This window comes from Halomonas sp. H10-59 (assembly GCF_040070555.1).
GTDB lineage: Bacteria > Pseudomonadota > Gammaproteobacteria > Pseudomonadales > Halomonadaceae > Halomonas > Halomonas litopenaei.
Window position 1 is genome coordinate 3,480,071 of the sequence record NZ_CP098828.1, and the last position, 25,151, is coordinate 3,505,221.

At 53.7% G+C, this 25,151-nt stretch carries 26 protein-coding genes, 1 tRNA gene and 1 pseudogene; 4 read left to right on the forward strand and 24 right to left on the reverse strand.

The genetic code is table 11. The features are described 5' to 3' along the window. Nucleotides 1-654 (reverse strand): hypothetical protein, encoded by a 654-nt coding sequence (locus NFG57_RS15130; RefSeq protein ID WP_348814671.1) that lies wholly within the window; start codon nt 652-654, stop codon nt 1-3. 594 nt (nt 655-1,248) lie between these two features. On the opposite strand from NFG57_RS15130, the pseudogene NFG57_RS15135 reads away from it, so the two are divergent. Beyond that, nucleotides 1,249-2,250 (forward strand): annotated as a pseudogene (locus tag NFG57_RS15135) (IS481 family transposase). 74 nt (nt 2,251-2,324) lie between these two features. Here NFG57_RS15135 and NFG57_RS15140 read toward each other — a convergent pair. The 20 genes from NFG57_RS15140 to cadR all read right to left on the reverse strand — a co-directional run bounded on the left by NFG57_RS15140 (nt 2,325) and on the right by cadR (nt 19,308). Next, on the reverse strand, nt 2,325-2,993 hold the full coding sequence (locus NFG57_RS15140) for a uracil-DNA glycosylase (RefSeq protein ID WP_348814672.1): 669 nt from the start codon (nt 2,991-2,993) through the stop codon (nt 2,325-2,327). Next, the gene (locus NFG57_RS15145) at nt 2,983-4,143 is read right to left on the reverse strand and encodes a nucleoside triphosphate pyrophosphohydrolase family protein (RefSeq protein ID WP_348814673.1); all 1,161 of its coding nucleotides are present in this window, start codon (nt 4,141-4,143) and stop codon (nt 2,983-2,985) included. The genes NFG57_RS15140 and NFG57_RS15145 overlap by 11 nt, the downstream gene beginning before the upstream one ends. A gap of 37 nt (nt 4,144-4,180) precedes the next feature. Next, nucleotides 4,181-6,187 (reverse strand): TIR domain-containing protein, encoded by a 2,007-nt coding sequence (locus NFG57_RS15150; protein WP_348814674.1) that lies wholly within the window; start codon nt 6,185-6,187, stop codon nt 4,181-4,183. A 141-nt stretch (nt 6,188-6,328) separates the two neighbouring features. Continuing rightward, nucleotides 6,329-6,994: a hypothetical protein gene (locus tag NFG57_RS15155; protein ID WP_348814675.1), complete on the reverse strand. Its 666-nt coding sequence runs from the start codon at nt 6,992-6,994 to the stop codon at nt 6,329-6,331. Next, on the reverse strand, nt 6,988-7,476 hold the full coding sequence (locus NFG57_RS15160; protein ID WP_348816192.1) for a TIR domain-containing protein: 489 nt from the start codon (nt 7,474-7,476) through the stop codon (nt 6,988-6,990). The genes NFG57_RS15155 and NFG57_RS15160 overlap by 7 nt, the downstream gene beginning before the upstream one ends. A 143-nt stretch (nt 7,477-7,619) precedes the next feature. Further along, nucleotides 7,620-8,159: a hypothetical protein gene (locus tag NFG57_RS15165; protein ID WP_348814676.1), complete on the reverse strand. Its 540-nt coding sequence runs from the start codon at nt 8,157-8,159 to the stop codon at nt 7,620-7,622. 100 nt (nt 8,160-8,259) lie between these two features. Beyond that, nucleotides 8,260-9,180 (reverse strand): nucleotidyl transferase AbiEii/AbiGii toxin family protein, encoded by a 921-nt coding sequence (locus NFG57_RS15170; RefSeq protein WP_348814677.1) that lies wholly within the window; start codon nt 9,178-9,180, stop codon nt 8,260-8,262. After that, nucleotides 9,170-9,946, reverse strand: coding sequence for a type IV toxin-antitoxin system AbiEi family antitoxin domain-containing protein (locus NFG57_RS15175; RefSeq protein ID WP_348814678.1), 777 nt, complete (start codon nt 9,944-9,946; stop codon nt 9,170-9,172). Before NFG57_RS15175 ends, NFG57_RS15170 begins: the two co-directional genes overlap by 11 nt. 220 nt (nt 9,947-10,166) lie before the next feature. Then, the gene (locus NFG57_RS15180) at nt 10,167-10,523 is read right to left on the reverse strand and encodes a nucleotide pyrophosphohydrolase (protein WP_348814679.1); all 357 of its coding nucleotides are present in this window, start codon (nt 10,521-10,523) and stop codon (nt 10,167-10,169) included. 107 nt (nt 10,524-10,630) lie between these two features. Further along, complete coding sequence (locus NFG57_RS15185; protein WP_348814680.1) at nt 10,631-13,021, reverse strand: DNA/RNA helicase domain-containing protein; 2,391 nt, start codon at nt 13,019-13,021, stop codon at nt 10,631-10,633. 175 nt (nt 13,022-13,196) lie between these two features. Continuing rightward, nucleotides 13,197-13,472 (reverse strand): hypothetical protein, encoded by a 276-nt coding sequence (locus NFG57_RS15190; RefSeq protein WP_348814681.1) that lies wholly within the window; start codon nt 13,470-13,472, stop codon nt 13,197-13,199. A gap of 16 nt (nt 13,473-13,488) precedes the next feature. After that, complete coding sequence (locus NFG57_RS15195; protein ID WP_348814682.1) at nt 13,489-14,094, reverse strand: hypothetical protein; 606 nt, start codon at nt 14,092-14,094, stop codon at nt 13,489-13,491. 656 nt (nt 14,095-14,750) lie between these two features. Further along, complete coding sequence (locus tag NFG57_RS15200; protein WP_348814683.1) at nt 14,751-15,044, reverse strand: hypothetical protein; 294 nt, start codon at nt 15,042-15,044, stop codon at nt 14,751-14,753. Nucleotides 15,045-15,047: 3 nt separating this feature from the next. Further along, nucleotides 15,048-16,043, reverse strand: coding sequence for a type IV secretion system protein (locus NFG57_RS15205; RefSeq protein ID WP_290311372.1), 996 nt, complete (start codon nt 16,041-16,043; stop codon nt 15,048-15,050). Continuing rightward, complete coding sequence (locus tag NFG57_RS15210; protein ID WP_348814684.1) at nt 16,040-16,333, reverse strand: EexN family lipoprotein; 294 nt, start codon at nt 16,331-16,333, stop codon at nt 16,040-16,042. The genes NFG57_RS15205 and NFG57_RS15210 overlap by 4 nt, the downstream gene beginning before the upstream one ends. A gap of 9 nt (nt 16,334-16,342) precedes the next feature. Then, a complete protein-coding gene (locus NFG57_RS15215) occupies nt 16,343-16,993 on the reverse strand; it encodes a type IV secretion system protein (protein ID WP_348814685.1) in 651 nt (216 codons plus the stop codon). Between the two features lie 2 nt (nt 16,994-16,995). Continuing rightward, nucleotides 16,996-17,319, reverse strand: a complete 324-nt coding sequence (locus NFG57_RS15220) for a hypothetical protein (protein ID WP_348814686.1) — start codon at nt 17,317-17,319, stop codon at nt 16,996-16,998. Nucleotides 17,320-17,392: 73 nt separating this feature from the next. Then, on the reverse strand, nt 17,393-18,358 hold the full coding sequence (locus NFG57_RS15225; RefSeq protein WP_348814687.1) for a helix-turn-helix domain-containing protein: 966 nt from the start codon (nt 18,356-18,358) through the stop codon (nt 17,393-17,395). Beyond that, entirely contained in the window at nt 18,358-18,573 is a 216-nt protein-coding gene (locus NFG57_RS15230; RefSeq protein WP_348814688.1) for a plasmid-related protein, read from the reverse strand. Before NFG57_RS15230 ends, NFG57_RS15225 begins: the two co-directional genes overlap by 1 nt. 327 nt (nt 18,574-18,900) lie before the next feature. Continuing rightward, entirely contained in the window at nt 18,901-19,308 is a 408-nt protein-coding gene (cadR, locus tag NFG57_RS15235; protein WP_004364961.1) for a Cd(II)/Pb(II)-responsive transcriptional regulator, read from the reverse strand. Nucleotides 19,309-19,403: 95 nt separating this feature from the next. Between cadR and NFG57_RS15240 the strand changes: the two genes are divergently transcribed. The 3 genes from NFG57_RS15240 to NFG57_RS15250 are packed head-to-tail and all read left to right on the forward strand — an operon-like array spanning nt 19,404 to nt 22,127. Continuing rightward, on the forward strand, nt 19,404-20,300 hold the full coding sequence (locus NFG57_RS15240) for a cation transporter (protein ID WP_004574643.1): 897 nt from the start codon (nt 19,404-19,406) through the stop codon (nt 20,298-20,300). A 3-nt stretch (nt 20,301-20,303) separates the two neighbouring features. Then, nucleotides 20,304-20,816, forward strand: coding sequence for a signal peptidase II (gene lspA / locus NFG57_RS15245; protein ID WP_004863699.1), 513 nt, complete (start codon nt 20,304-20,306; stop codon nt 20,814-20,816). 21 nt (nt 20,817-20,837) lie between these two features. Then, on the forward strand, nt 20,838-22,127 hold the full coding sequence (locus NFG57_RS15250; RefSeq protein WP_004574636.1) for an ISL3-like element ISPpu12 family transposase: 1,290 nt from the start codon (nt 20,838-20,840) through the stop codon (nt 22,125-22,127). A 303-nt stretch (nt 22,128-22,430) separates the two neighbouring features. Here NFG57_RS15250 and NFG57_RS15255 read toward each other — a convergent pair whose 3' ends face one another. From NFG57_RS15255 to NFG57_RS15265, 3 genes are all read right to left on the reverse strand, one after another. Then, nucleotides 22,431-23,486 (reverse strand): site-specific integrase, encoded by a 1,056-nt coding sequence (locus NFG57_RS15255; RefSeq protein ID WP_348814689.1) that lies wholly within the window; start codon nt 23,484-23,486, stop codon nt 22,431-22,433. A gap of 97 nt (nt 23,487-23,583) precedes the next feature. Beyond that, nucleotides 23,584-23,660: transfer RNA gene (locus NFG57_RS15260), tRNA-Ile, on the reverse strand. 326 nt (nt 23,661-23,986) lie between these two features. Continuing rightward, nucleotides 23,987-25,027 carry a hypothetical protein gene (locus tag NFG57_RS15265; RefSeq protein ID WP_348814690.1) on the reverse strand — a complete coding sequence of 347 codons (1,041 nt, stop codon included), beginning with the start codon at nt 25,025-25,027 and terminating at the stop codon, nt 23,987-23,989. Nucleotides 25,028-25,151 lie beyond the last annotated feature (124 nt).

The following is a 25,151-nucleotide window of genomic DNA, read 5'->3' on the forward strand; positions in this document are numbered from 1 at the left end:
TCATCTAGCCAATTCAGCAACCGTCCAGGGCACCTCAGCACCCGAGGAAAATCGGTCAACGATCTTTTGGTGCGAATCAACTGCCTCAAGCCGCCGTTTCAGCTTAAGCCGCAAATTACCCGGATCGACAGCGCGTGGGAATAGTTTTGACGGGTTGCGGGGCTGTCCCAGATCCAGGACCACCCCCAGCCGTAAGCGACTCACTGCCAGCCGCGCTCCCTGGTCAGGACCTCCAGACGCTCGAAGAGCAAGCGCTTCCCGGTTGGGGTCTCCGGCCGCACTCTGCACGGCATATCCGAAGAGATCATTGCCGAGAAGTTTGCTGAGCTCATCTGCGATATAGGCCGGAAGATCGCTTCCGGTGGCTCTCACCTCATCAAGTAGCTCGAGGCGGCCATCCACGAGATTGAGGATGTCCTCGATGTCGTGGCTCGATAAAGGATCGTCCTCACCCCGCCCCTTGTAGGCTTCAAGCTTGGTGGCAACGAAAAGCGGTGGTGCGACCACACGGATGGAAAGATCCCCACCTAACCAGACGGGCTGTGCCGTTTCCAGTGCCTGGGGATACCAGTGATTGCTGAAGCCGAGCACGTCGTCCTGGTCCGGCATCAGATCGACGCGCAACTCCCCCAGCGTCATGGCGCAGATTGACATATCCTCATCTAGAGAGGAGGGCTCATTGCCCCCCTTTGCCTTCAGCAATGCTGGGGACTATCTAGATGGAGACTGCGGGGGCAGTGGACGATCGCCCATTGCTTGACGCCCGTTCATTCAAGGAAGTAGTACTGGAACGATCTTCGTCGAGAGTCAAGCATCGAGAAGCCCCTGCGTACAAGAGCAATGTAAAACCCAGACAGGACAACCAACAGCAAGGAAGGAAGGAAGGAAGAGACGATGGTGGGCCCAGTAGGACTTGAACCTACGACCAAGGGATTATGAGTTCGCTTTTAAAACCATAATTTACTGACACAAAAGGAAAACTGACCGAAATCTAGCGTAAGGTACAGTTCTTTGTAATCAGTAACTTAGCGAAATTTAAGGATAGCACACGAAGCTGGTGTGTGTACCGATAATGTACTGATTGAGATGTGATGGTATTTACCTGACAGTTGACCACTGAAAGCGAGTTGGCCATAGCGCTCCCCGTGGACTGTAGGGAAAATGTCTGAAGATCGGCCGTAAAACCATAAGGAAACGACTAAGACCAGCGAATAAAAAGTAGCACAGCGCCAGCTCAGCCTCCTAAAGCTGGCCAAGGGGCTGCAGAATGTAAGCACGGACTGCAAGCTGATGGACTACTCGCGACAGCAGTTCTATGAGATACGGCGCAACTATCAAACCTTCGGCTCCGATGGGCTCGTCGACAAGCTTCCCGGGCCGCGGGGACCACACCCCAATTGCGTCAGCGAAGAGATCGAAACGGCCATTCTCGAGCACAGCCTGGCCTTCCCCCCACGGTCCGGTTCGCGTCGCTCAAGAACTGGCGCTACGTGGCATTCAGGTCAGCTCTACGGGCATCAGAGGCGTCTGGAGACGCCATGATTTGCTGACCCGTCATGAGCGCCTGCTGCGACTCGAGCGCGCCACGCGTGAGCAGAAAATCGAGCTCACTGAAGACCAGGTACGCCATCTCGAACGCTTTAGCCCTGAGTTCCGCGAACGGCATATCGAAGTCCACCACACCGGCGAGTTGGTCGCCGTCGACACCTTCTTCGTCGGAACGCTCAAGGGGGTCGGCAAGGTCTATCTGCAGTCCGTCATCGACTGCTTCAGCCGCTACGCCTGGGGTCGCCTCTACACCAGCAAACTGCCCATCACGGCGGTACATGTGCTCAACAACGACGCACGGCCTTTCTTCGAGGCCTACAACGCCAAAGTCAGCACGGTGCTCAACGACAACGGCCGAGAGTTCTGCGGTCGGAAGGATCAGCATCCGTATGAGCTGTTCCTTCAGCTCGAAGAGATCGAGCACCGCACCACCAAGGTTCGGCGACCGCAGAGCAACGGCTTCGTCGAGCGGCTGCACCGCACCCTGCTGGACGAGCACTTCCGCATCCGGGGCGCACCAAGTGGTACGAGGCCCAGGAAGAGATGCAGCAGGACCTGGACGATTATCTGGGCATCTACAACACGAAACGGCCGCATCAGGGCCGCAACATGAAGGGGGCGACGCCCTATGCCGTCTTCAAGAAGGGGCTCCCCAAGGCGACGAAGAAGGAGCCCAGGAAAACGGCAGAAAACACTGCTTAACTATAGGGAGCCCACGGGGGGCATGTGTCAGGCGAATACCATCACTATACAATCTAGCACTAATCAGCCAAGCGCTAACCAAACAACTCCATATTAGGTGACGCAAGGACATCAATTCCATATAGAGACTCAACTTGATTTAAAAACACATTCTTCCCACCATAGCTTGGATGGCGAACTTTAAAAACCTCACAAGTATTTCGAAACTTATTAGCAGCACTCGAAGCATCATTTCCAACTGCAATTAACCTTTTCGGCCTCAGATTATCAATGAGCATTGATAGAAGCTCTTCTCCTGCCTGCCTTTCTTTAGCGTTATGGTTTCGATTACTGAATTTGGCCCCTGGTTCAAATGGGTGTAGTGGGAAAACATTCCACAAAAAAACAGGTAAAGTGATTTTCTCCAAAACGCCCCAAATGACAGAAGCAGTTCTCTCCGGCATAGCATCCCCTTTGGTAGGACGATCACATTCAACCGACCATCTGTTAACGTGATGAAACAAATGTACATCATCAGTAAGTGCCAAGCCAGTCCGCCTACCACCTCTATAACCTAAATCTCTACCAATCCAAATAGCATCAACCTCTACTTTATCAGCAGCTTCCAACATTCCTCTTAACATCTTCCTGCGCTTTTGGGGCGCATCAAAATAATCATATACTTCGCACCTTTCCACATAAGGATTAAAGGTGTTATCAAATGATAAACCGGATAATTCCTTAACGAACTTATCAGCGCTCACAAGCATCTCCAAAAGAGCGGTACAGGAGAGTTCTTTTCTCTCTGTCACCTATCACAATACCACCATCATTTTCTCTAACTTTTCTAAAAACAGCATAACCTTGAAGAATGGCATCTTCCCATAGCTTTAATGGACATTTCTCCACCTCATAGCCTTGGACAAACCTCTGGATGGTTTTAAGTATATCATAAGAAATGCCATCATGCCCTTCGAAATAATCTAACCTTTTTGAACAAGAATAGAGCCATGCTGTTAAACCTTCTTCAACAACAATGGCCCTACCACTATCCTGGGCTTCATCAAACATACGGTCACTTTTTCTTTTTTGCTTGATCAAAGCCCTAAAAGTAGGTGACCAATGAAGAATTGCCGCATGTGCAAGATGCAGCACATCATGGAAGCGATAGCCGTCAGGGTCTTTAATATTGTCTGTCAATGGAGAACCAATAAAAACACCATTCCACCTTAGATAGCATTGCCCACTTTTTCTTTGCGTGATTTGAATTTCAAATTTCCTAGGGAGCTGCTCCTCCTCAGGAAAACTAGCATCAAAATCAGGTAACAATTCCTTCGCTGTAACCAAAAAGCGGCCTGAAACTTTTTCAATATTTTTTTCTAAAACATCGCTAAAGCAAAGCCCTACCAGACTCATGGATTGGAAATAAGACGACAAAAATTCAGAAAAAAAACTATCAATATTGGACGAAGACTTATCAATATTAAGAAGATCTGCAGTAACACGGCCTAAACGAAGCAACGATGCATCCAGCCCTCCTTCGTATAGAAGTGTGGTATTTTTCGAGGGAGATGCACCATTCTGATTCTTTAATTCAGTGCATTCATTAGGTTTCTGTGGCATATGCATCGCAAACACACAAGGGACCTTTAAATCCATACGCCTACATAAAGCTACAAAGTACCAAAGTGCGTCTCCAAACTCTTCCTCAACAGCATCTTTGTAGCCCACATAGGCCTTTTTTTCTCGATGGTACTTTTTCGCGGCAGACATGATACTGCCCACTTCGCCATATAGACCTAAAAGTATTGGCTTTAGAACCCCCATTGAGAACTTATCTGTTTTAGCAACAAGTTTCTCGTATCTTTCCAGAGAGGCTGTGTTAACTGATCGCCCTAGATTATCCTTGAACACTTTTACACCCCCATTCGCAGCGCGCGTTTTATATCATCTATAGAGACTTGAGCCCTTTTATAATTATGTGAACACACTCATCTATAAAAGGTGAAACCATCAGTTTTTTATAGTCATCCTCATCTAGGCCTGAGCGTTTTGCTAGAACAGACAAACTACACGCCTGAATAGACTTCAAAACTTGATCATAATCACACTGGTGACCATAGGAACTGGCATAATGTTGAAGCTCTGCATAGCCTTCATTATGAAACTTCTGCCACTCTTCGGTAAGCGTATCGGGCACATTGCCACTCAAAATAAACTCACAAACGTCACCTACAACGCCACCGAAAGCGCCAAGCAAGTATATCGGTTTCTCTTCCGCTATACTTATTGATATCTCCTCCAAAACTCCTGGCATTTTCCCCTTATAACCTTGTAACCTCCCACCAGCACAAATTCTAACTGTAGAAGATTTAATAGATTCGTATCGCATCTTTGACAGGGATCTAGACCAGATATAGGAACTTTGCGGCGATTCAGGTGACAAGAAAACATTTTTGTCAGGACTAGGTGATATGTCGTCGGGTATCTCGTATTCCACTGTCCTCATTACTTGGCTGTATTTTGCTCTCCACGCGACGATTTCAGGCTCTGATACATACAGAGGCCATGCCAAATGGTTCTCTACCATGGGTACAGCCGCGCCAATGCGATCATGTAGAATAGCTGCTTCATTAAGAATAAAAGCAGTAAAACCATCAGACTTTAAATCTCCGCCATATATCAAGGTGGCCGAGCGAGCTAATAAGTGCTTTGCAATGTCCTGAGAAAACCTAATCAAATGATCTGAGTGAATGTGATTTTTGGTAAACCCATCCCCTTGAACATCTGAAACTGATACTCCTATACGTAACTTGGCAAAAAGATCCTGCTCAGATAAATTCCACAGAGGTGTGAATGCTTCTATGCCTAAATGATCATGCCAATCAGCTTCATCTGAGTAAATTGGCGGTTCTGGGTAACAGATTTTTTTCTGCCCTCTACTTTTTGCCATTAGGACTTGCCGAATTTCTGGAGGCCTAGCAGACAATTCACAATCACTTGCTATCCATCCATTTTTTTTGTAGAACCTGAGACATTGCATCGTATAGCTGTAACGGATAGTCTCCAGAATAGCAGCAGATAAGATACGCAAGATATCCCGACGACTAATTGGAGATTCTGGTGATACGTGAACGCATGGGACATTTGACGCGGCAGGGAAAATTCTATCCTCATAATCATCGAGACTATTCACCACCACAATCGGACGATTATTCTTCTTCGCACATAGAATTTCTCGTTGGCACCAATAGCGTGAAGAATAAGCGTCACTCTCAATCGCAACAAGGGTTGAATCTTTAACGCCTTCCTCTAATTCATTATCGAAGTCAAACCCAGGGGAGATTTCTGTCGAGTCAAAAAAACGATTCATATTAGTATTATCTATAAATCGACTAATTTCTTCGGAATGCAGCCTCCCAGTATCTCCAGCTTTGGCATGGCTTAGAAAAATGGTTATGGAAGAATCTTTACCAACATTTTCTTTTTTGTTTGGCAAACAGCCATAACGATATATTTCGTGCGCCAAGCACACAATTGCATGCAGATCCCTATCATTTAATGGCCATTCATATACTCGGACACAGTTCTTTTTGTTTAACGCCCCTCCATGTGACAACCCATCTCTTGTAATTGCGATTGGTACAATTTTAAATTCAGAGGAACTAGGCAGGTTCTCCACATACTCCCGCCAGCCGTCATACCCACTGGTATTAACACTGGTAAAGACAAAAATGATATTATTCTGGGCCAGCAATTTCGGACTATCAGCTGGAGTTTCATTAGCGTTTTTAGAGCTAAAGTAAAATAAAGGGATGTTCAAGCCTCGAGAAAATGGCTTATTTTTGTTGCGAGCAAAGCTAGATTGAATAGCTTCAAGTATTGGCTCAACATGCTCAAAATCCGAGGGGTGCCAAACGAAGCTAATGGTCAGAGGTGGATAACCAAAATCAGCCATTGAAAAATCTCCCGAGAGCTGAATAAACACCATGTAAAATCGAATCACATAACATTTAGTACTGTCTGGACATGTCGTCCACCCTTATAGAATGAGCTGTGAAATAGCTATAGAGTGGATGGAATATATAGCGAGACCACATCAAGAGATCTTACCTGTTTCCTGGTCCGCTCTTAAATGAGAATATAAAAACTGACAAGGATCTTCCACAATTTGGTTCCAATTGCTTATGTTCTGGCTCACCAAAGATTCAATCATATTTCGTGCTTCTTCCGAAACCTCCAAGCTTGTTTTTTTGAAATCCCTTATCCTAAAATGCCTAATTGAATCCAAATCTATAGATGCCGCAGCAGCACCAAAATATATAAAACATTCAGACACTAAAACCTTGTCACAGCGACCTGTATCTATATCTCGATTAATGACATTCATTGTCCCATCAGGATTGCTATGATGCGAATCTTCCTGAACCCAATCTCCAGTCATATCTTTATGATAAATATTGTCTCCCAACATTTGTAGATGGCTTCCATTGCGTATCGGTTTCTTTAAAGAAAAACGCTTGTCATTCCAATACTGTTCAAAATCAAGTTTTTCAGTGACTTTCATGAGGAAAATGCATTTTCTTCTTACAGATGGTAGTGTTGCTCCCCCAACCCCTATAACCCAGTCACCCACTTCCGCAGACTTTCTGATATTAGGCTTACACGTCGCTAATGTGCAGTACCCGTGAAACGGGTTAGGTGCAAACCCAAAATCTCTTGTAATAGGATATGAATATAAAAAAGAATTCCTTTCGATTAGCACACCACATTCCCTCCTTGAGCTTTAGGAAAAGGCGTTCCGTCAGGAAATTGAAACTTACTTTTTCCTTCAAGAGCATCTATCACTGAACCTGATCGCCAACCAACGACTGATGCACCATATTTCTTTAAATTTTCCGGGAGCTCAACCTGGTCTTTAAGGCCATTTTCATATACACCTATTACAGGCTTTCCTAGCTTTCTTGCAGCATCTATTTCCCAATTAACCCATTTCCTTTGATGTGTTTCCTTCCCAATCACTACTATGACTTGGCTGGCCCAGCGCATTTTCATTCTCAACAAACGCTTAATAGTTCTTTCGCTTATTTTACCTTGATCGATTCGATTTTGATTCTCTGGCTTTACGCGAATCGAGCTATTCCTAAATTTATACCCTCGCTTTGAAACCATATCACTAAGACCATCAACACTCGCGTCATCTTTATGGTGATGACTTACAAAAACATTCTTAATTTTATCAACCATATCTTTCACCTAAGCTCAAGAATCTCTAAAAATCCTTTCACGCACATTTTTAGTGCTAGCTAGACATAGCTAATTCATTCTTTCTATATTAGCGGTAACGTCTTAATAAAAATAGCATTAAGGATTCGCATATAATCCATGACTCAACCCATCCATTTTAAGCTTCCGGAACATGAAGAGACGCGAACTGTCGACCATTCCTCATCTTCCAGCAGCGGCATGCTAAGCTTCTCGCGGTCGCTGAGGGCGTCGGTGAGCGCCTTGAGGATGAAGCCATGCATCACCTGGTCTTCGCTGTGGTTACGCACCTGGGCCATCACGGTCTCGTCGCGTTCAATGCGGTCGGCGATGCCGTTGGCGAAATGCAGCTTGTCGTCTTCGCTGACCTCGGCGCCGTAGAGATCGTTGAGCCGATCGATGATTTCGGCCAGGCGCTGCTTCTCGGGGTCGTGGGACTTGCCTGAGCCCACGTCACTGACCGGGGTGAGGCCGTAGTCGCCCTCGGCTTCCTCCAGGCTCAGGCGTTTCTCCTCGCGCTTGATGAGGCGGTAATGGGTCAGCTCCAACTCGCTGACGTCCTTCCCCTTAAGGTCGCAGCCGCCGGCCGTGCTGGCTCTCCGGCCATGGGCCGTCATGGCCTCGATGATGTCCCGTCGGAACTGGGCTTCCCTGGTGTTCGCCATGTCATGCCCTGCGCCTAGCGTAATTATGCGTAACAGCCTAGCGTTTAAAGGATATAAGGAGAAGTCTACTTAAGACGGTACGCCGCAGGGCTATTGGGCATTAGCTCCGAAGACTACCCAGAGCCTGCTCCAAGAGCTCAAGTGATTGACGGTGCTTGTCAGCCCCCATCTTCTGGATATTGGCGAGCTTCCAGCGCACAGCAGGCATCCGGTCAACCCCTGACAGTGGAAGCAGCGTCCAATCGGGCGTTCCCTGCTTGAACGACAGCAGAAAGCGAACATCCTCATCCGTCATCAGTTGGCCCAACCGCGTCAGGAGCTCGTGCCGGACGTCCTCCAGCTCCTGCAAAGGAAGGTCAACCCTGGCCATCCCGACAAACTCCTGTCGGTAGACGTCATCCAGTGGTTTCAGTCGCGGATTGATCACTTCATTCAAGGGCCTGGGATGCCCCAGCAGATAGACCAGGAAGCCTTCGAATACGCTTCGATCCAGGCCGCCCTGGTTCAGCAGCAGCTTTACATCGAAAAGGTCCCGGGGGTGCTGGCGGTCCAGCGCGGCGCAGATCTTTCCGCCATACAGGTCCGGCAGCGACACCACCCGCAGCGCAGCGAAGCCGTACTCGTCCTCCACGGCTTCAACGACATCGCGCTCCTGCGGCAGGTGCAGGGTGCCACGCAGTACCGGCGATACTTCGACCTTCACCTGGCTACGGCCGCGGCGTACCAGGATCCTCAGCTCGTCTCGGCGATTATCCTGAAGCTCGGCGCGCACGCCCGGCAGTCTGGCGCTGAAGGTCCCTGCCAGTCGCTTCAGCGCCTCGCGACAGCGTCGCAGTGCCTCGTCACGGGGCTCCAGCGGCAGGTAGGCCAGGTCGATATCGACCGATAAACGGGGTAATGGCTGCACGAAGAGATTGATGGCCGTACCGCCCTTCAGGGCGAAGCACGGCTCGTCATTGAGAAATGGCAGCAGCGAGACTAGCAGCCTGACCTGTTCGTGGTAGCGAGCGTCAATCGGCATGCAGGAACGCCTCCGGCACCGTCACGTGATATTCCCTGTCCAGCTTGCCGCTCTGGCAGAGCTGCCGCTTGCCTTTGCCAAGGTCCAGTCGGCGTGGTTCCAGACGACCATACCAGGCATGTCCGGCGTGGCGAGCCAGCACCAGGAAAGCCCGCTTGGTTCTCACCGAACGGCACCCCTCCAGCAATGCCTGCAGCCGACGCGGACGCAGCGTATTGAGGCCGCCGAAGGTGTCCACCAGCTCACTGCTGAACAGCAGCGCATTCGGCGTCACGGCGATCCACTCCAGCACCGCTCGCTCGGGGGTCGATACCTGCAAGCTGAAGGCCCTGCTAGCCGGCACGTAGTCCGTGAAGCTGCCGGGAAGCTGCACTGGCAGGCCCTTTTCCGAGTGGAGCACCATCCGCCCTGCCCACTCGGCGTCACTCAACCACCGGGGCAGCCGAGTGGCCTCCTTGCCATACAGGTGCGTCGTGCGCTCACCCATGGGCAGATAGTGGACAACGCCATGCAGTGCCAGGGCTGTCTGGCCACCCGGCCAAAGCGGTGGTATTCCCGTGTCGTCGCTCGCCTGCAGGGCGAAAACAGCGCTCTCCCAGGTAAGAGGCTCTCCCGCTTGGCAGTAGGCGCCGTGCCCCACGCGTTGCAGCCAGCCACTGCCGGCCAGCTTACGCGCCTGATCTGAGGTGACGCCGTGTGATGCCAGCCAGGCGGTCGTAACGACGGCGCCATACGGGATCTTGTGCAGCAGCTGGTTTATTTTCACGTCAAAAAGCGGCCTTAAATTCCGTCTTCAGAGTGAAGAATAAACCACGTTGGTTTATCTTCAAGCACAAAATCGCCATTCAGGGCCGCTTCTACAACAGAATATAAACCGAAAGCTGAGTCTCCGGCCCGGCTTGAGCCCAAATTTAGCGGGAGGAAGCTTGAGGGCAGAAGCCAGGCAGAGAAGGCCACTGCAGGGGACAAAGCGGCCACACATCACGTCAGTCTTGGTAGTGCGTGTACTTCTTTGCACTCCCCTTCACCTGGTCGGCGGGATATTTCTCGGCATTCTTCTCCATCTTCGCCCTGCATGCCGCTTCGATATCCACGTCCAGCTTGCCCGCCAGCCGGATCAGGTAGAGCTGAACATCGGCAATTTCGTCGCGCACGGCGGCCAGTTGCGGCTCATCCAGCTCTCTGGACTGCGCCTCGGTCAGCCACTGGAAGCACTCCTGTAGTTCAGCTGCCTCTACCGTTAGCGCCATGGCCAGGTTCTTGGGCGAGTGGAACTGGTCCCAGTCGCGCTCGGTGGCGAACTGGTCCATGGCGACACGGAGCTGCTTGAACGGGTCTGACATCTAGGGCTCACCTGGTTCTGCGGTATCGGATAGCGGTAAGCATGCCTGCTCAGCCGCTCGCTATCCAGCCAGCATCGGCATAGGCGGCGATCCGGCCGCCCACTCGCTCACAGCACGGAGAGGAATTCACCGATGACCTTCAGGTCCTCAAGCTCGTCCTCGAGCACGATGTCCTTGTAGCCGAAGGCGTTGGTCTGGGGCTTCAGCACGATGCGCTGGTTCACGAAATCGCCGTACTCCTCGACCTTCTCGCTCTGATACTGCTTCACCGTGAAGCTGCCCCCGTGGTCAGGGTCCTCGATGGCGCGATGCTGCACTACGACGACCTTGCCTTGCCGTGTGCCGCCGGGGTTGGCACGGAACAGACACCAGGCGCCATTGGGGATGCGCCGGTTCATCGACTCCCCCACTACCCGGCTGACGAACAGGTCGGGGCTCGCGCGCATGAAGTCCGGCAGCTCGACCCAGTGCTCGGCTTCGGCGATCTGCATCTCGCTGAACTCGCCGGCAGCGATGCTCAGGTCGTACACGGGCACATGGCGCTCGAACGGCACTGCCTCATCACGCGTCACGATGGGAAGGTGCAAGCCATCCAGCGTCTCGGCCTCTTCAGCCTGATCGATATGCTTGGTGGCTGCCTGCGAACGAGCGAAGGCCGCGAAGTACTCGCGGGTCTCGGGGTCCGTGGCATAGACATAACAGCCCTTCTGGCCCCGCGTCATCAGCGTGCGATAGGTGTTCTTGATGATCTGGTCCGCCAGGGCACGGGCATGCTCGGGCTGCTCCTTGAGCATCTTCTTGTAGCCATGCACCGAGCGGTCCTGCCCTGCCCGCTTGGCCGCGTCTGTCACCACGCGACCGTCACGAATCGCGAAGTCGTCCCCGATGATGACGCCGACGTAGTCGAACTCGAGCCCCTGGCAGGTATGGATGCAGCCGACCTGCTCAGCTGATCCATCGGCGATAGCCCACAGCATGCCGTCGTCATCGAGGTTCCACTGGGCTGCGAAGCCGTACTCGGGGAAGACGATGTCCATGGCGTGCTTGTCCTTCTTGCTGGACCAGGGCCAGCAGTAGCCCGCCACCATGCGGGCCTTGTTGGCCTTGCGGTTCTTCTCGAGAATCGCATGGCGCATGGCACTCGGGTCATCGAACACCTGGAAGTCGTAGTCGATGTCCTCCAGGTCGGTGTTGGCCGTTGTGCGAATCTGAAGGGCGTGATCGAGCCAGGCCAGATAGCCATCCGAGCCGTTGCAGCGAAACTGCGACGCCAGCTCGAGTTCGTGGACATCGGCGCCGCACTCGGCTGCCCGCCGCCGGATCTCCTCGACCGTCCCCACGTCCTTCAGCGTCACGCGCTGCGCTTCATCGATGAAGAAGATCGAGAAGCGTGACGCGGCGAGCACCTCCTTGATCTGGCTCTCGCCGAGGTTCTGATACATGCCCGACTTCTCGTTCAGGCGGTGCGCCTCGTCGACGATCAGCGCATGGAAGGTATCTGGCTCGGCGTTGACGTAGCTGCCCGAGCCCTTGAACAGGTTGTCGATGTGCGTCTTCTTGCGCGTGCCGGTCAGCTTCTTCTTGAAGACCTCACGCGGGGCCGAGTTACGCGAGACGTACTGCGTCATCAGCTCACGCTTCGTCAGCTCCACCAGCAAGTTGATGGCCACCACCGACTTGCCGGTGCCTGGCCCGCCCTTGACGATCAGGCACTGCTTGCTCCCGCTGGCCGCGCGATGCGCAAGATCGATGGCGGTTTCATAGACCAGCTTCTGGTCGTCGATCATCAGGAACTCGGCGTTGCCCTGCATCATCGAGGCCAGGGCATCCGCCAGGTTCTTGCTCGGTTTGATCACACCGTGCTCGATGCGATACATGATGTCGTTGCTGTCGCCGTACTTGATGTGCTGGCTCAGAAACTCCGAGAGCTTCAAGGCATCCTGCGAAATAAAGACCGGCGCACGGCTCGTATGGTGGGCATAGAAAGGATCATTGATGGCGTCCCCCTGCTTCATGTTGTGCAGGTAGGCGCAGGGCACCAGGCGGATCGACTCGGAGCGTACCGTCTCGTTGTAGTCCTCGATCAGCGCGCCATAGGACCATGCCTGATATGACGGATGGTTGGTCTCGCGCACTCCACCGCCCAGCTGGGTACGCACGATGGCGTCCTTCTTCGTTACCTCGACGGACTGCCACTGTTTCAGTTCCACGATGACCGCGGCATCGTCCCGCTGGTGGTTCTTGCCGGTCAGGATGAAGTCCACGCGGCGATTGGTCAGCGGGATGTTGTACTCGATGGCCACTCCCGCCGATGCGGGAATGCCCTCATCGAGCAGCACGCTCATCATGAAGCGAAGGGAGTTCTCCCAGGACGTCACCTCACTGCGCGGCGAGTTGCGGTTCAGTCTGCGCGCCACCTCGTTCTCGATGGCGTCGGTGATGACGTTGGCTCGTACATCGTCGATGAACTGCTGCTTGGTGGCGTTGTAGACCAGCATTCCCCACAAACTTCCTTTTTATAAACAAGTAGTTATAGAGATTTCAATATACATGCACCGTATAATTATGCACGCTACTGACTGCTATAACATCACCTGAAGCTCATGTGCCAGCCACAGCGGGCATGGGGAGCCATCCTGGTCGAGGCAGGCTGCGGTCCTGGCGTGGCACTTATCATTCATCGAGTTTGAAACTCAACTGCGTACTATCCGACTCGCTTTCTGGACGACCTCCTGAATCCCCGCCATATGCCGCGATCATCTCTTCGACCCATAGCTCTCCGGCAAACTTGGCGTTCTCGTACTCGACCCTCTTCATCCATCCAACATCGTGAGGTGCAGAAAACACCTCGTATCCTGGAATCTCCCAATCATCCTCAAAGTACCTTAGGACCCAGCCATAGCCTTCCTCCGGAGGGCACGGATCGACCTTGAAGCTATATCTCGGCATTTCCATTCTCCTATGCTCACACCAGATTCCAACGCTTGCGCCCACTGGAAACCAGTACCATTACGCGCTCATTAACCTCCCGCACTCTGTCTTGTAGCTCCTTGATGCTGATTTCTCCCTGGCCCTGATCCTTAATCCGCATGCGAGGCAAACCCAGCTGGGTACCGCCAGCGTTTTCAATGACGTCGGTCAGTGCGAAAGATGCTTGGATCAAGGCCGAGCGCTCATCTTCGTTCATGACCGGCTGACGTAGCAGCGTCGCCCGAATCAGAGCCGAAGCCCAACGAGTGCGATTCGGAAACCCCTCATAGGTGGCACGCTCTGTGATCAACTCCTGCTCCTGCCGAGTCAGCCGAACCGATAACTTGCAGGACTTGGGGCCTCGCATCATATCTCGCCCCTCGTCGGCGATGCTCTCGCCACAAACGCGTTGAATCATCTCCCGCAGCACATCTGACTCCGAACGGCCAGATGCCTCACAAAGGCGTTGCCAGGCTTCCTTCTCGGCTGATGTCAGCCTGGTTTTGACCACTGCTACTTCTGTCATCTCGTCCTCTTTCATCATGTACTTCCCATCGAGTGTGGTACCAAATGCCAGCACGCTGCCGGCAACGGCTGACACTTCGCGAATCCTGCCCTAGCCCAAAATCACGGTCACTTTTCGTACGTAAGAAATTTCTCCAACTTGCCACGATGGCTACTACTGGCCCTTGGTACGTTTTGCTAGCACTTCGCGAATCCTGCCCTAGCCTCAAAACCACCCACACTTTTCGTACGTAAGAAATTTTGACTTCGGGAAGACCCTCTGCGGCGCGATCAACTCAGGACGGCGGTACCATGTGCCGACACTTCGCGAATCCTGCCCTAGGCCACAGTCACGTGGATTTTTCATGCGCACGAAATCTCGCCGACCTCCTATGGCTCCCACAACCAGTGGTACGTTGTGGTACCAGCCCGCGAATCCTGCCCTAGTCCCAACCCCATCCAATCTTTTCGTACGTAAGAAAAATGGCTGCTTCTCGGGCGAGGCTATCAAGCACGGGGATACGCGTTAGGCTTCGCCATTAGTAATACGGACGGACCTGTCTCAAAACTGCTCATCGCCTGGGGCTGATCGGGTGGCTTCGCCATTAGTAATAGGGGAGGCACTTGTCTCAACCGCACCCGTCTCTCCGTGCTCCCGGCGACGCTTGGCCAGCTCAGCTTTCATCCACTGTCCAGAAGCGCGCATCTCAGCTCGCAGGTCCTCGATCTCTTCGGGTGTCAAGCGCCGGTAGCTCATGAGGTCTCCTTCTGAGGTGGATCACGCCGAAGCTCGGGATATATCGTTGCGCGCCAAAGCCACTGGAGAACACACACGGCAATACCGGCCACACAGACAAACAGGGTACGAGCAGCCTCGCCATCGCCAGCAAGAGCGACGCTGACCAAACCAGGCAGTTCAGGGAGCAACGCCACAGACAACAGGATACCCACCACCAGTAACAGGCCCGAGATGACCAGCCCCACCCCACGCTTTACCCGCGCCACACGGGCGCGCCAGGTATCTAACCACTTGATATTGGTATTCATGACTTAGCCTCCTGTCATCGTGTTGCCAGCACCGAAACGCTTCTGGTAGGCACGATAGGCAGACTTGGCGCCACGGTAAGGAGAGGTTGCCGCACTGCCTGCTAAGCGTGCATCACGTTGAACGCCGCGATACTGACGGCGGATTGCTGAGGGACGCATCGCGGACATAGCAGAGCCCAGAGCGCCCTGAGTTGCCAATGCCACACCACCGCCCAATGCAGAAGCAATGGCCGGCACCTGCTTCAGCACGAGGATTCCAAGGGCAAAAAAAGCAATCAGATAGGCACTTGTGGTCATACTGGCCATGCTGCCTGCCGAGGATTCCACGATGTTCATAAACGCTTCGCTGACATCGATGACCATTCGGCCAATGGCTGAGCCCAAAAGCAGCAGCATGCCGAAATTGATCACCATGCCCAACCAGCTCTCGAAAAAGCGTTGGGTGCTGTTAAACAGCAGACCGATGATAAAGAGCGGACCAATTGCCAGCAGCACTGTGGTAGCGACCTTGCTGGCCAGTAAGAGGAACGCCACTACGATGGCAACACCACCACCAAACACCATGATCAGAATTGCCACCAGATACATGCCGAAATCACCACTCATGACTCCCGCTTTATCCCAGGCCTGATCAGCTACGGCGAGAACGCGGGAGAACAGGCTGTCCAAAATGGCCGCTGCGCCTCCATTGGACCCCGTGATGACTGCTGCTACCTTTTCAGGGCCGTGAGCCAGTACGTCCACCACGACGCCCATATAGGTACCGACCGTCAGCCCCAGCGTCATGATGAAGCCGATGCGAAGGATGCGAAAAACGCCCTCCTGCAAGGGCTCACTGACCTTGCCAAACATCATCAAATAGCCCCAGATGGCAATCCAGACGATCAACATGCTGGTAAACATCGGAGTGATGTAAGCGATGAGGTCAGTAGCCGTGTTGATGATGTACTGGTCCAGTGCCTGATCAACGACGGAGAACATGCCTTCAAACAGGTTCATGAGTCCTCCTCGCTCTTAAGGCTAGACAGGTCAAGTTCGAAGGGCTCACCGCTAGACAGTGCCCGTTCTGCCTGGAGTGCATTGATGCAATTCGGCGTCTCCTGGAGTTCGCCAGGGTTGTTGCCGCATGTCTCCAGGGTCACCTTGCGCTCATTGTCATGCGCTTTGTACCAGTCCACGGTCTGCACCGGGCCAGTATCCGGGGTATCATCAAAACACCCAGTCAGCTCAAAGCTGATCAGAACCACAATGGCAATATTTCGTGCGCACGAAATTTTCCTGACATCCATAAGGCCTCCTTACCAATCAAGTTCGAACGGTTCCCCTGATGACGCGACGCGCATCTGCTGCACGCGCTGGTTGTGCATGGCCTGGTTGGCCTCGGCCTGCGAACGGAGCATGGACAGCTTGGCCATCTCGTTTTGCAGCATGACTTGTTCGGCGCCGATACGGGCCTGGAGGTCCAGAATGTCTTTCTGGTCCGGGCTGTTGTTGACCTCAGCCACCAAGCCGGTCAGCTCGCTGAAACGCTCCTGAGCCTGTTCCAGGGACTTTTGGGACTGACCAAGCCAGGTCGCCGTGTTCTGGTTGCCGCTGTCGTACAGGTCCGCCACGTCACCGAACAGGCCGTGTTCGCTCGCACCCCTGATACCGGCGTCACTCAGCACCTGGTTAGGATCGACGTTCACGGCGGTGTCATAGGCCGAGTCGATGACGTTGCCCAGGCCACGAACCCCGCTCATGCTGTCCAACTCCTTGTTGGCCGTTTCGAGCTGGCTTTTCAGTTGCTCGATTTGGTTAAGCATGTGCTGAACCTGCAAAATCTGCTGAGTCAGGCTCGACACGTCGATCACGGGAATCCCGCCCGCCATGGCTGGCTGCGAAAGACCAACGGTGGCCGCGAGAGCGACACCAGCGATTTTTCGTGCGCACGAAATTGTGATGCTCATGATCAAACCTCCTTTTGACGATTCTGGCGGGTCGCCTTGGCCTCCAGACGCCGCTTTGTTCTCTGGAGCGCGAGCGACCGTTTTTCAAAATCTAGACTTTTCAGGTCGATGGACTCCATCACCTCTTTCATCTCCTCGATACAGGTGAAGAAGTCTTCGGGAAGGGCTTCCAACCCTTCGGTGAGAAAATCGCAAGCGTAACCGGCGATGATTGCCAGAGTTTGAATCTCACTCTGGATGGCGTGCTGTTCGACAGCGTGTGATCGGTACAGCCGTGACAGGCCACTGTCGGTGAAGACGGGTGTGATACCCTGTCTGTTAGCCATGTATGCCTCCTATGCAGGCAGTCGTGGTTAGGCGCGGTCGGGGCCATCACCCCCGTTCCGCGCCGCTTGAATCCTATGTGCGGAGGGTTCTTCGCATTTCTTCTACTGCAGGAGCTCCAACCTTGTCACTGCCGTAACGCTTGGCAATGAGATCCGCCCTTCTCCGTCCTAGGTGCTCTGCTAACTCGGCTCGAGGAAGCTCAGCTCTATAATCTTCTGAGGCCTGGGACTTTGACATGGAACGGTTACTATCCGGTTTATTTTCTTCAGCGTTAGAAGAGTAAGATTTTCTACAAAAACTCGACTTCGCTCTTTTTTTCTTAGCCTCCCCCTTTCGGTTTTCTGAACACCAACGTGCAAGCAGGTCATTCCATCCCCTGTCGGTAAGACACCTATCCATTTCTGAGTAATGCCCAACGAAATTGGCCAGTTCCTCAGGACTAGGACTGACAATCTCAGTCATGTTTCGGCGAAGACAAGACTCGTAAAACATATCTAGATTCGGCTTCCAATCGTAATCTAACTGATACTTTTCACGAGGGCTGTCACATGGCCAGTCCATGTGAGTGTGTGTGTTTTTGGTTAAGGACGGTTTGGGTGCAGAATCTGCACCCCGCTCCGCAGGCATTTGCACCCCGTCATCGAAACGAGGTGCAGCATCTGCATCCCGTGATTTTCTGCGGGGTGCAGACCCTTCACCCCGGTGCCCGTTCTCTTCCTCATCAGTTACTAAGAATTTATCAAACCCAAGATCAATGCGAATGTCATATACTACAGGGCGCCGATCAGCTCGCTTTATTTTCGCTTCAGCAATACGTTGATTTCCTCTCACAATCACACCTACATCTTGTAGCAACTTGAGCTTGTCCAACACTGTTCGGCGCTTCAGCCCCGTATAGCGACAGAGCAAATTAACACTTGGATAAGCATCTCGACCCGTATTGTCTGCATGATTGGCTAATGCCACGAGAACATGACGGGCGCTGGCATCAGTCACGACCTGCTGCTCCAAGGCCCAAGAAATTGCCTGAACGCTCATTAGTTATCCAGGTTCAAGACATCTTTGACTTGAAGTGTCCGAAAATACACACGACGCCCCACCTTCACCATTGTCGGCTTAAGTTTTCGCGACACGTCAGTATCTGTGTAAAGGGATACACGTACACCGTCAGGTGAGCGACCCAGCAAATCAGCAAGGTCATTAATACTCATCAAAAGCCCGAAGCGCTGGATAAGATATTCCTCAGCACGCATGACCACACCTCCATAAAGCAACCTTCGACGGAGAAATTGTTAATCTATGCTAGCCAGAATTCAACGAACCAAATCCAGCCCAAGGAACTGCGACAATCAAAACGATATATTTTGACGAAAAAATGTAAACAGATAAGGAAAACCTTTTAATACATTGTCACCTCTACTTCCCAACGAACCTCTTCCAAATCATAGTATTATGAAGGATATAAGCATATTCCAAAAAAATATCAAAAAAACGGGTAAGCGGATTAAATGGTTGATCTTACCTTTGCATGAGAGTGAGACAGACCGGCATCTCATCGGATTATCTGGTTGATGCTTCACCTACTGCTGGTGCATGTTTCCTTCGCTAATTCCAGCAAGAACCCCACACGCCTCAACTTCCCGGTCATCGTTGCAACTCGCTCTCAGTGAAACGAGTTGTTTCTCAAGCGCTTGCAGAGCGGTTATCTGCGACCGCACATGAGAGATGTGATCATCGAGCAAGGCGTTGACGGCGGTACAAGGCTGATGAGGGTCGTCCTGATAGCTCTGTAGTTCGTGAATCTCAGCCAGTGACAGGCCCAGGATTCTGCAGCGACGGATGAAGGCCAGCCCCTCACCATGCTTCTCGGTATAGACACGGTAACCGTTGTCCTGCCGATCAGGCGGCGGCAACAAGCCCTGCTGTTCATAGAAGCGGATCGTCTGTGTTTCGACCCCTACCAACTGCGCCAACTGACCAATGCGCATCAGCCTCCTCCCCAACGGATTCTTTACTCTATTGACCTTATAGTAGCTTTATAGTTTTAAATGGTACCACAACATTGTTCAAGTGGAGTCGTATCATGAGCAAATCCTGTGGTGGCGCCTGTGGCGGTGATGCAACGTCCGCAGCGGATACCGATATACAGGCCTCCTCCGAGGCGCCAGGGAGATGGGTCAGTGTTTATGCCGTGCCGAAGATGGACTGTCCATCAGAAGAACGAATGATTCGCCTAGCCCTGAACGGCTTTGAGGAGATTCGGGCGCTGTCCTTCGACTTGTCGAACCGCCGGCTGAAGGTCGTGCATGACGGCGAGGTCGAGCCCGTCACCTCGAAACTGAAGACCTTGGGGCTAGGCGCCTCGCTTCAGGAAACCGTCGCTGCAAATCCGGAGACCATCAAGGCCGCCGAGTTTTCGGCAGCTTCTGCTAAGCAAGAATCCGGGACCCTGCGCTGGTTGCTCGGCATCAATGCACTTCTGTTCGTGGTGGAAATGACTGCCGGTCTGATCGCCCAGTCCACCGGCCTGATTGGAGAATCCCTGGACAATTTTGCCGATGCGGCGGTGTACGGGCTTGCCCTTTATGCGGTTGGACATAGCGTGAAAATGCAGGTACGTGCCGCGCATCTTGCTGGTGTACTGCAACTGATCTTGGCTGTGGGCGTGCTCGTAGAGGTGGTGAGACGCTTTGTATTCGGTAGTGAGCCTGAATCGCTGGTGATGATGGCTATCGCATTCGTCGCATTGATTGCCAATACCAGTTGTCTGCTGCTCATATCCAAACATCGGGAAGGCGGGGCGCACATGAAGGCAAGCTGGATATTCTCGGCCAACGACGTGGTGATCAACCTGGGGGTCATCACCGCCGGCGCCCTGGTCGCGTGGACCGGTTCCAATTATCCGGATCTGATTATCGGCACCATCGCGGGGGGCATTGTACTTAACGGTGCCAGACGCATTTTGGCGTTGAAGGGTTAAATAATGCTCATTATTGGCAAAAAGCTCTCGCCGTATGCCCTATTGTCCATATCGGGCCTGCTGGCAGCGTCTGATCAGGCTGTAAAGTGGCTGGTGCAGCAATCAATGGCCTATGGCGAGTATGTTTCGGTGACCCCGTTCTTTAACTGGGTGCACCTATGGAACACCGGTGCCGCATTCAGTCTTTTTGCGAATGGTGGAGGCTGGCAGCGCTACTTTTTTATCGGAATCGCGGTAGTGGTCTCGATTTTTCTGATCAAGCTGATCCTTGAAAATCGTCATAAAGGAGAAGCCATCGCTTACAGTCTTATCCTCGGTGGCGCCATGGGCAACCTGATTGACCGGGTCTTTCGCGGCTATGTTGTGGATTCCTTTGATTTCTATTGGCGAGACTGGCATTGGCCGGCCTTCAACCTGGCTGATATTGCAATTGTCCTCGGTGCCTTACTTTTCGTTTCCAGCAGCTTGTTGGGTAAAAAAGCAAACACCAATGCCGAGCCGGATGGATCTGACTGACACCTACGCCTATACAACACCATGACCGAACTTCCCGACAACATCCTTCACCTGCCGCAATACCAAGTACTGGGCTGCAAATCAACCGACGACGAAATGCACTTCCAGGTGGACGTGCCCGATCCCATCGCCTGCGAGGAATGCGGCGTGCAGGGTGAGTTCGTACGGTTCGGCAAGCGTGACGTTCCCTATCGTGATCTGCCCATCCACGGCAAGCGGGTCACTCTCTGGGTGGTCCGCCGCCGATACACCTGCCGGGCCTGCAAGACAACATTCAGGCCCCAGCTACCGGAGATGGTGGACGGATTCCGTATGACACTGCGGCTGCATGAGTACGTGGAGAAGGAATCCTTCAACCACCCCTACACCTTTGTGGCGGCACAGACCGGCCTGGACGAGAAGACGGTGCGCGACATCTTCAACGCCCGCGCCGAGTTCCTGGGGCGCTGGCACCGCTTCGAGACGCCCCGCATCCTGGGCATTGACGAGCTATACCTGAACAAGCGCTACCGCTGCATTCTGACCAACATTGAGGAGCGAACCCTGCTCGACCTGCTGGCCACCCGCCGCCAGGACGTGGTGACCAACTACCTGATGAAGCTGAAAGACCGGCAGAAGGTCGAGATCGTCAGCATGGACATGTGGAACCCCTACCGGGCAGCGGTCAAGGCTGTGCTGCCCCAGGCCCGTATCGTGGTCGATAAGTTCCATGTGGTGCGCATGGCCAACGATGCCCTAGAGAGAGTGCGCAAGGGCCTCAGAAAGGAGCTGAAACCGTCCCAGAGCCGGACTCTCAAGGGAGACCGGAAAATCCTGCTGAAACGCGCTCACGAAGTCTCAGACCGGGAGCGCCTCATCATGGAGACCTGGACAGGCGCGTTCCCGCAACTGCTGGCCGCCTACGAGCACAAGGAGCGCTTCTACGGCATCTGGGACGCCACCACACGGCTCCAGGCAGAAGCCGCCCTGGACGAGTGGATAGCCACCATCCCGAAGGGCCAAAAGGAAGTCTGGAGCGATCTGGTCAGGGCAGTGGGAAACTGGCGCGAAGAGACCATGACCTACTTCGAGACGGACATGCCCGTCACCAACGCTTACACGGAGTCCATCAACCGACTGGCCAAGGACAAGAACCGTGAAGGGCGCGGTTACTCCTTCGAGGTGATGCGGGCACGAATGCTCTACACCACGAAGCACAAGAAGAAGGCACCGACTGCGAAGGTCTCTCCTTTCTACAAGAAAACCATCGGTTACGGACTGCCGGACTTCGCAGAGGAACTCAACTACGGAGTCGATCTATCAACCATCTGAGGGTGGTATCAGATTGATGGGGTGAAGGTGCCCCATCAACCATTAAATCCGTATACCCTTTCTTCGTTATAGAACTCCCCTCCCCCCATCAACAACGCATAAACCCTATTCAAGACACCATAAGAAGAACCAGCTCTTCTATGAAAATAAAAAGCCAATGATAAAACTGCCAACAGCATCGAAAGAAATGCCACTGGAGAACCTAGACTGAATGAATAAAATGACTCCAACACTTCAACCCCTCCCTAGGCTGTTAAGATCGATTTAATCAAATGGAACTTCTATTGATACCATGAACTTTCACTATGGTATACAATCAAGCTTTGCCACTAAGTCTTCTGCTCTAAGGTGCGTATACCGCCTCAGCATCTGCATCGACTTGTGGCCACTGATCGCGGCGACCTCCTGATCGGATAGCCCCGCCTCTACCAAGCGGCTGACGGCCTCATGACGTAGGTCGTGAAAGCGGAAGTCATCGAGCCTGGCCTTCTTCTTGGCCTGGTTCCAGAGCTTGGTGTAGGCGTAAGGGCCGCGCTTGCCATCCTTTCCAGGCTCACCAAAGAACACCAGATCACAGTCAAGCGGGCGCACCGGGTTGTTCAGCGCCTGCTTGAACACCTCCGTGGCGGCCTGAGTCAGCGGCACCAGGCGGGCTTCGTTGTTCTTGGTGTCTGTGAGGCGCACCACGCGGCGTTTCACGTCGACCTGGGAGCGAGTGAGGGTCAGGATCTCCGAGGAGCGCATGCCCGTCTCCAGGGCAATTCTGGCGATCCAAGCCAGCATGGGGTTGCTGTGCTGACGTAGCACGGCGAACAGACGCTTCTCCTCATCAGGACTCAGGCGCCTGTCGCGGCCTTCTCCAGGACTGGGTTTGCGGATGTTCTGGACGGGGTTGTAGGTCAGGCCGAGGCCCCATTCCTGGATGGCCACAGTATAGAGATGGCCAAGCAGAGCGAGCTCCAGACGCACGGTATTGGCGCTGATGGGCTGCCCCCGGCGCCCCAGGCTGTTAAGCCGCGTGTCACGGAAGTTGGCGATCAGCTCCGGCGTCAGGGCTGCGAGGGAATACTTGCCCAGGTGCTCAATCAGCGTGTTGGCCTTGTGGCGTTCGCTCTTCTGGGTGCTGGGCTTCTTGGTGGGGGTAACGTCGGCCAGGTAACGTTTGAGCGCGGCTTCGAGCGTCATGCGCTCCGAGGCGCTGCGCTGGATATAGACGCCACGCACCATTTCGTCTTCGGTGCGGCGTGCCCAGTCCTGGGCATCTCGCTTGGTGCGGAAGGTCTTGGCGGTGGTGGGCCAGCCGGTTTTGCGGATGACGGCTTTCCAGCTTCCGGCGGGGGTCTTGACGATGGTGGCCATAAAAAACTCCAGGGGACTGAAGGATCGGCACTGTACCGAAACTGTACCCTTGGACTATGGGGCTCACCAGTGAAAATTTCTAAGCGATTGATTTTTATGGTGGGCCCAGCTGGACTCGAACCAGCGACCAAGGGATTATGAGTCCCCTGCTCTAACCAACTGAGCTATAGGCCCTTATCAGCGCGGGCGTATGATAGCGAAAGCTGCGGCCGTAGGCTAGCGGGTTTCGGGTGGACGCTTGCCACTGGTCAGTATGGCGGCTTTCGAGGCGCTTTGGCTGTGCCCTTCCTCGCATCACAGCCCTTGTCGCATCATCGTTCCGGCGCCTCGAAGTCCGGTTTTGGCGGCTGGGTGTACCGCAGGCGTACCCGCGGTTGCACCCGCATCGCCCTGCTCCTTCTCACGCTCTATCCCTCTCTACTCCACTCCAGGGCTATCCCGTCTCCGTCTCCGCATCCTGGTTCGATGTGGCGTGGTGCCATGCCTGAACCGCTTCGTGCCTACTGCACCAGTCCGAGGATGGTGTAGGGGGCTTCGCAGCAGCGGCGTTCATCGCGTTCGCTGACGCTGTGCAGGTCGTAGTTGCGGTCGTTGTCGTAGGCGACGAACAGCCGCTCGCGGTCGAGCACGGCGAGGCCTTCGGCCTTGTGTTCGAACTCGAGCACCTTGTCGTTCTCGTCGCGTACCAGGGTGGGTGCCCTGCCCTGGCGGAAGTCGTGCAGCGACATCACCCACAGATAGCCGCCGATGATCTCGTCGTCGCCTTCTTCGGTCTCGAAGCTGGTCAGCAGGTAGAGCTGGCCGTGGTAGGGGTCGTACTCGAGGCTCGACAGGCCACAGATGTGCTCCACGCCGTCGTACTCGCCGGGGTCGAAGCTGAAGACATCGTGCAGGGCGTCGACGAACTCCAGGTTGTCGTCGTCGTTGATGATGTAGTGGGCACCAATGACCCGGCGCACGTAGTCGAAGTCATCGTGGGCCTTGCCCTGCTCGCGGATGCCGAACAGCAAAAGGCCATCACCACGCTCCCCGGGGATCGCGGCCAGACCCTCGATCTTGTAGTAGGGCTCGCCTACGGCTGCGTCCATCTTGCGACGAAATTCGAGCGAGCCTTCCACACCGTCGCGGGGGTCGGGGTCCACCACCTGGACCCGGTCAGGCTCGTGAAGTGGCCAGATCAGCAGGTGGTTGTAGGCGTTGAGTTCGTGGGTCTCGTCGTCGATGCGATCGAAACCGGTGGTGGCGATCATGTGGCGCCCATCGGTGGTCAGGGCGAAGTCTTCATACTTCACCGCTTCCTTGATGGTCTGCTGGGTCAGGTAGTCGATGCGGCTGTCGTCGGGACCATCGGCGGTCAACGGCAGGCTGAAGGCGGCAGAACGCTCGTGGCCGGGAATCGGCTTGTCGCTGGCCATCAACAGTCGCTCGCCGTCGTAGGCCACCGCAGAAATCTCGGCGTTGACCAGCTCGCCCTGGTCGTCACGCAGGCCGGGAGGAAAGCAGTGGATCGTGCCCTGCTTGAGGATCTTTACTCGTGCCATCAGGCCTCCTGATCGTCGCGTGGTAGATGCATCCAGCCTACGCCTTGTGCCTCTGGTCGGCGAGGGGGGGAGCTTGACTTGCACAAATCTTAAAATTGAATACGAACGCTTCGCATTATTTTCA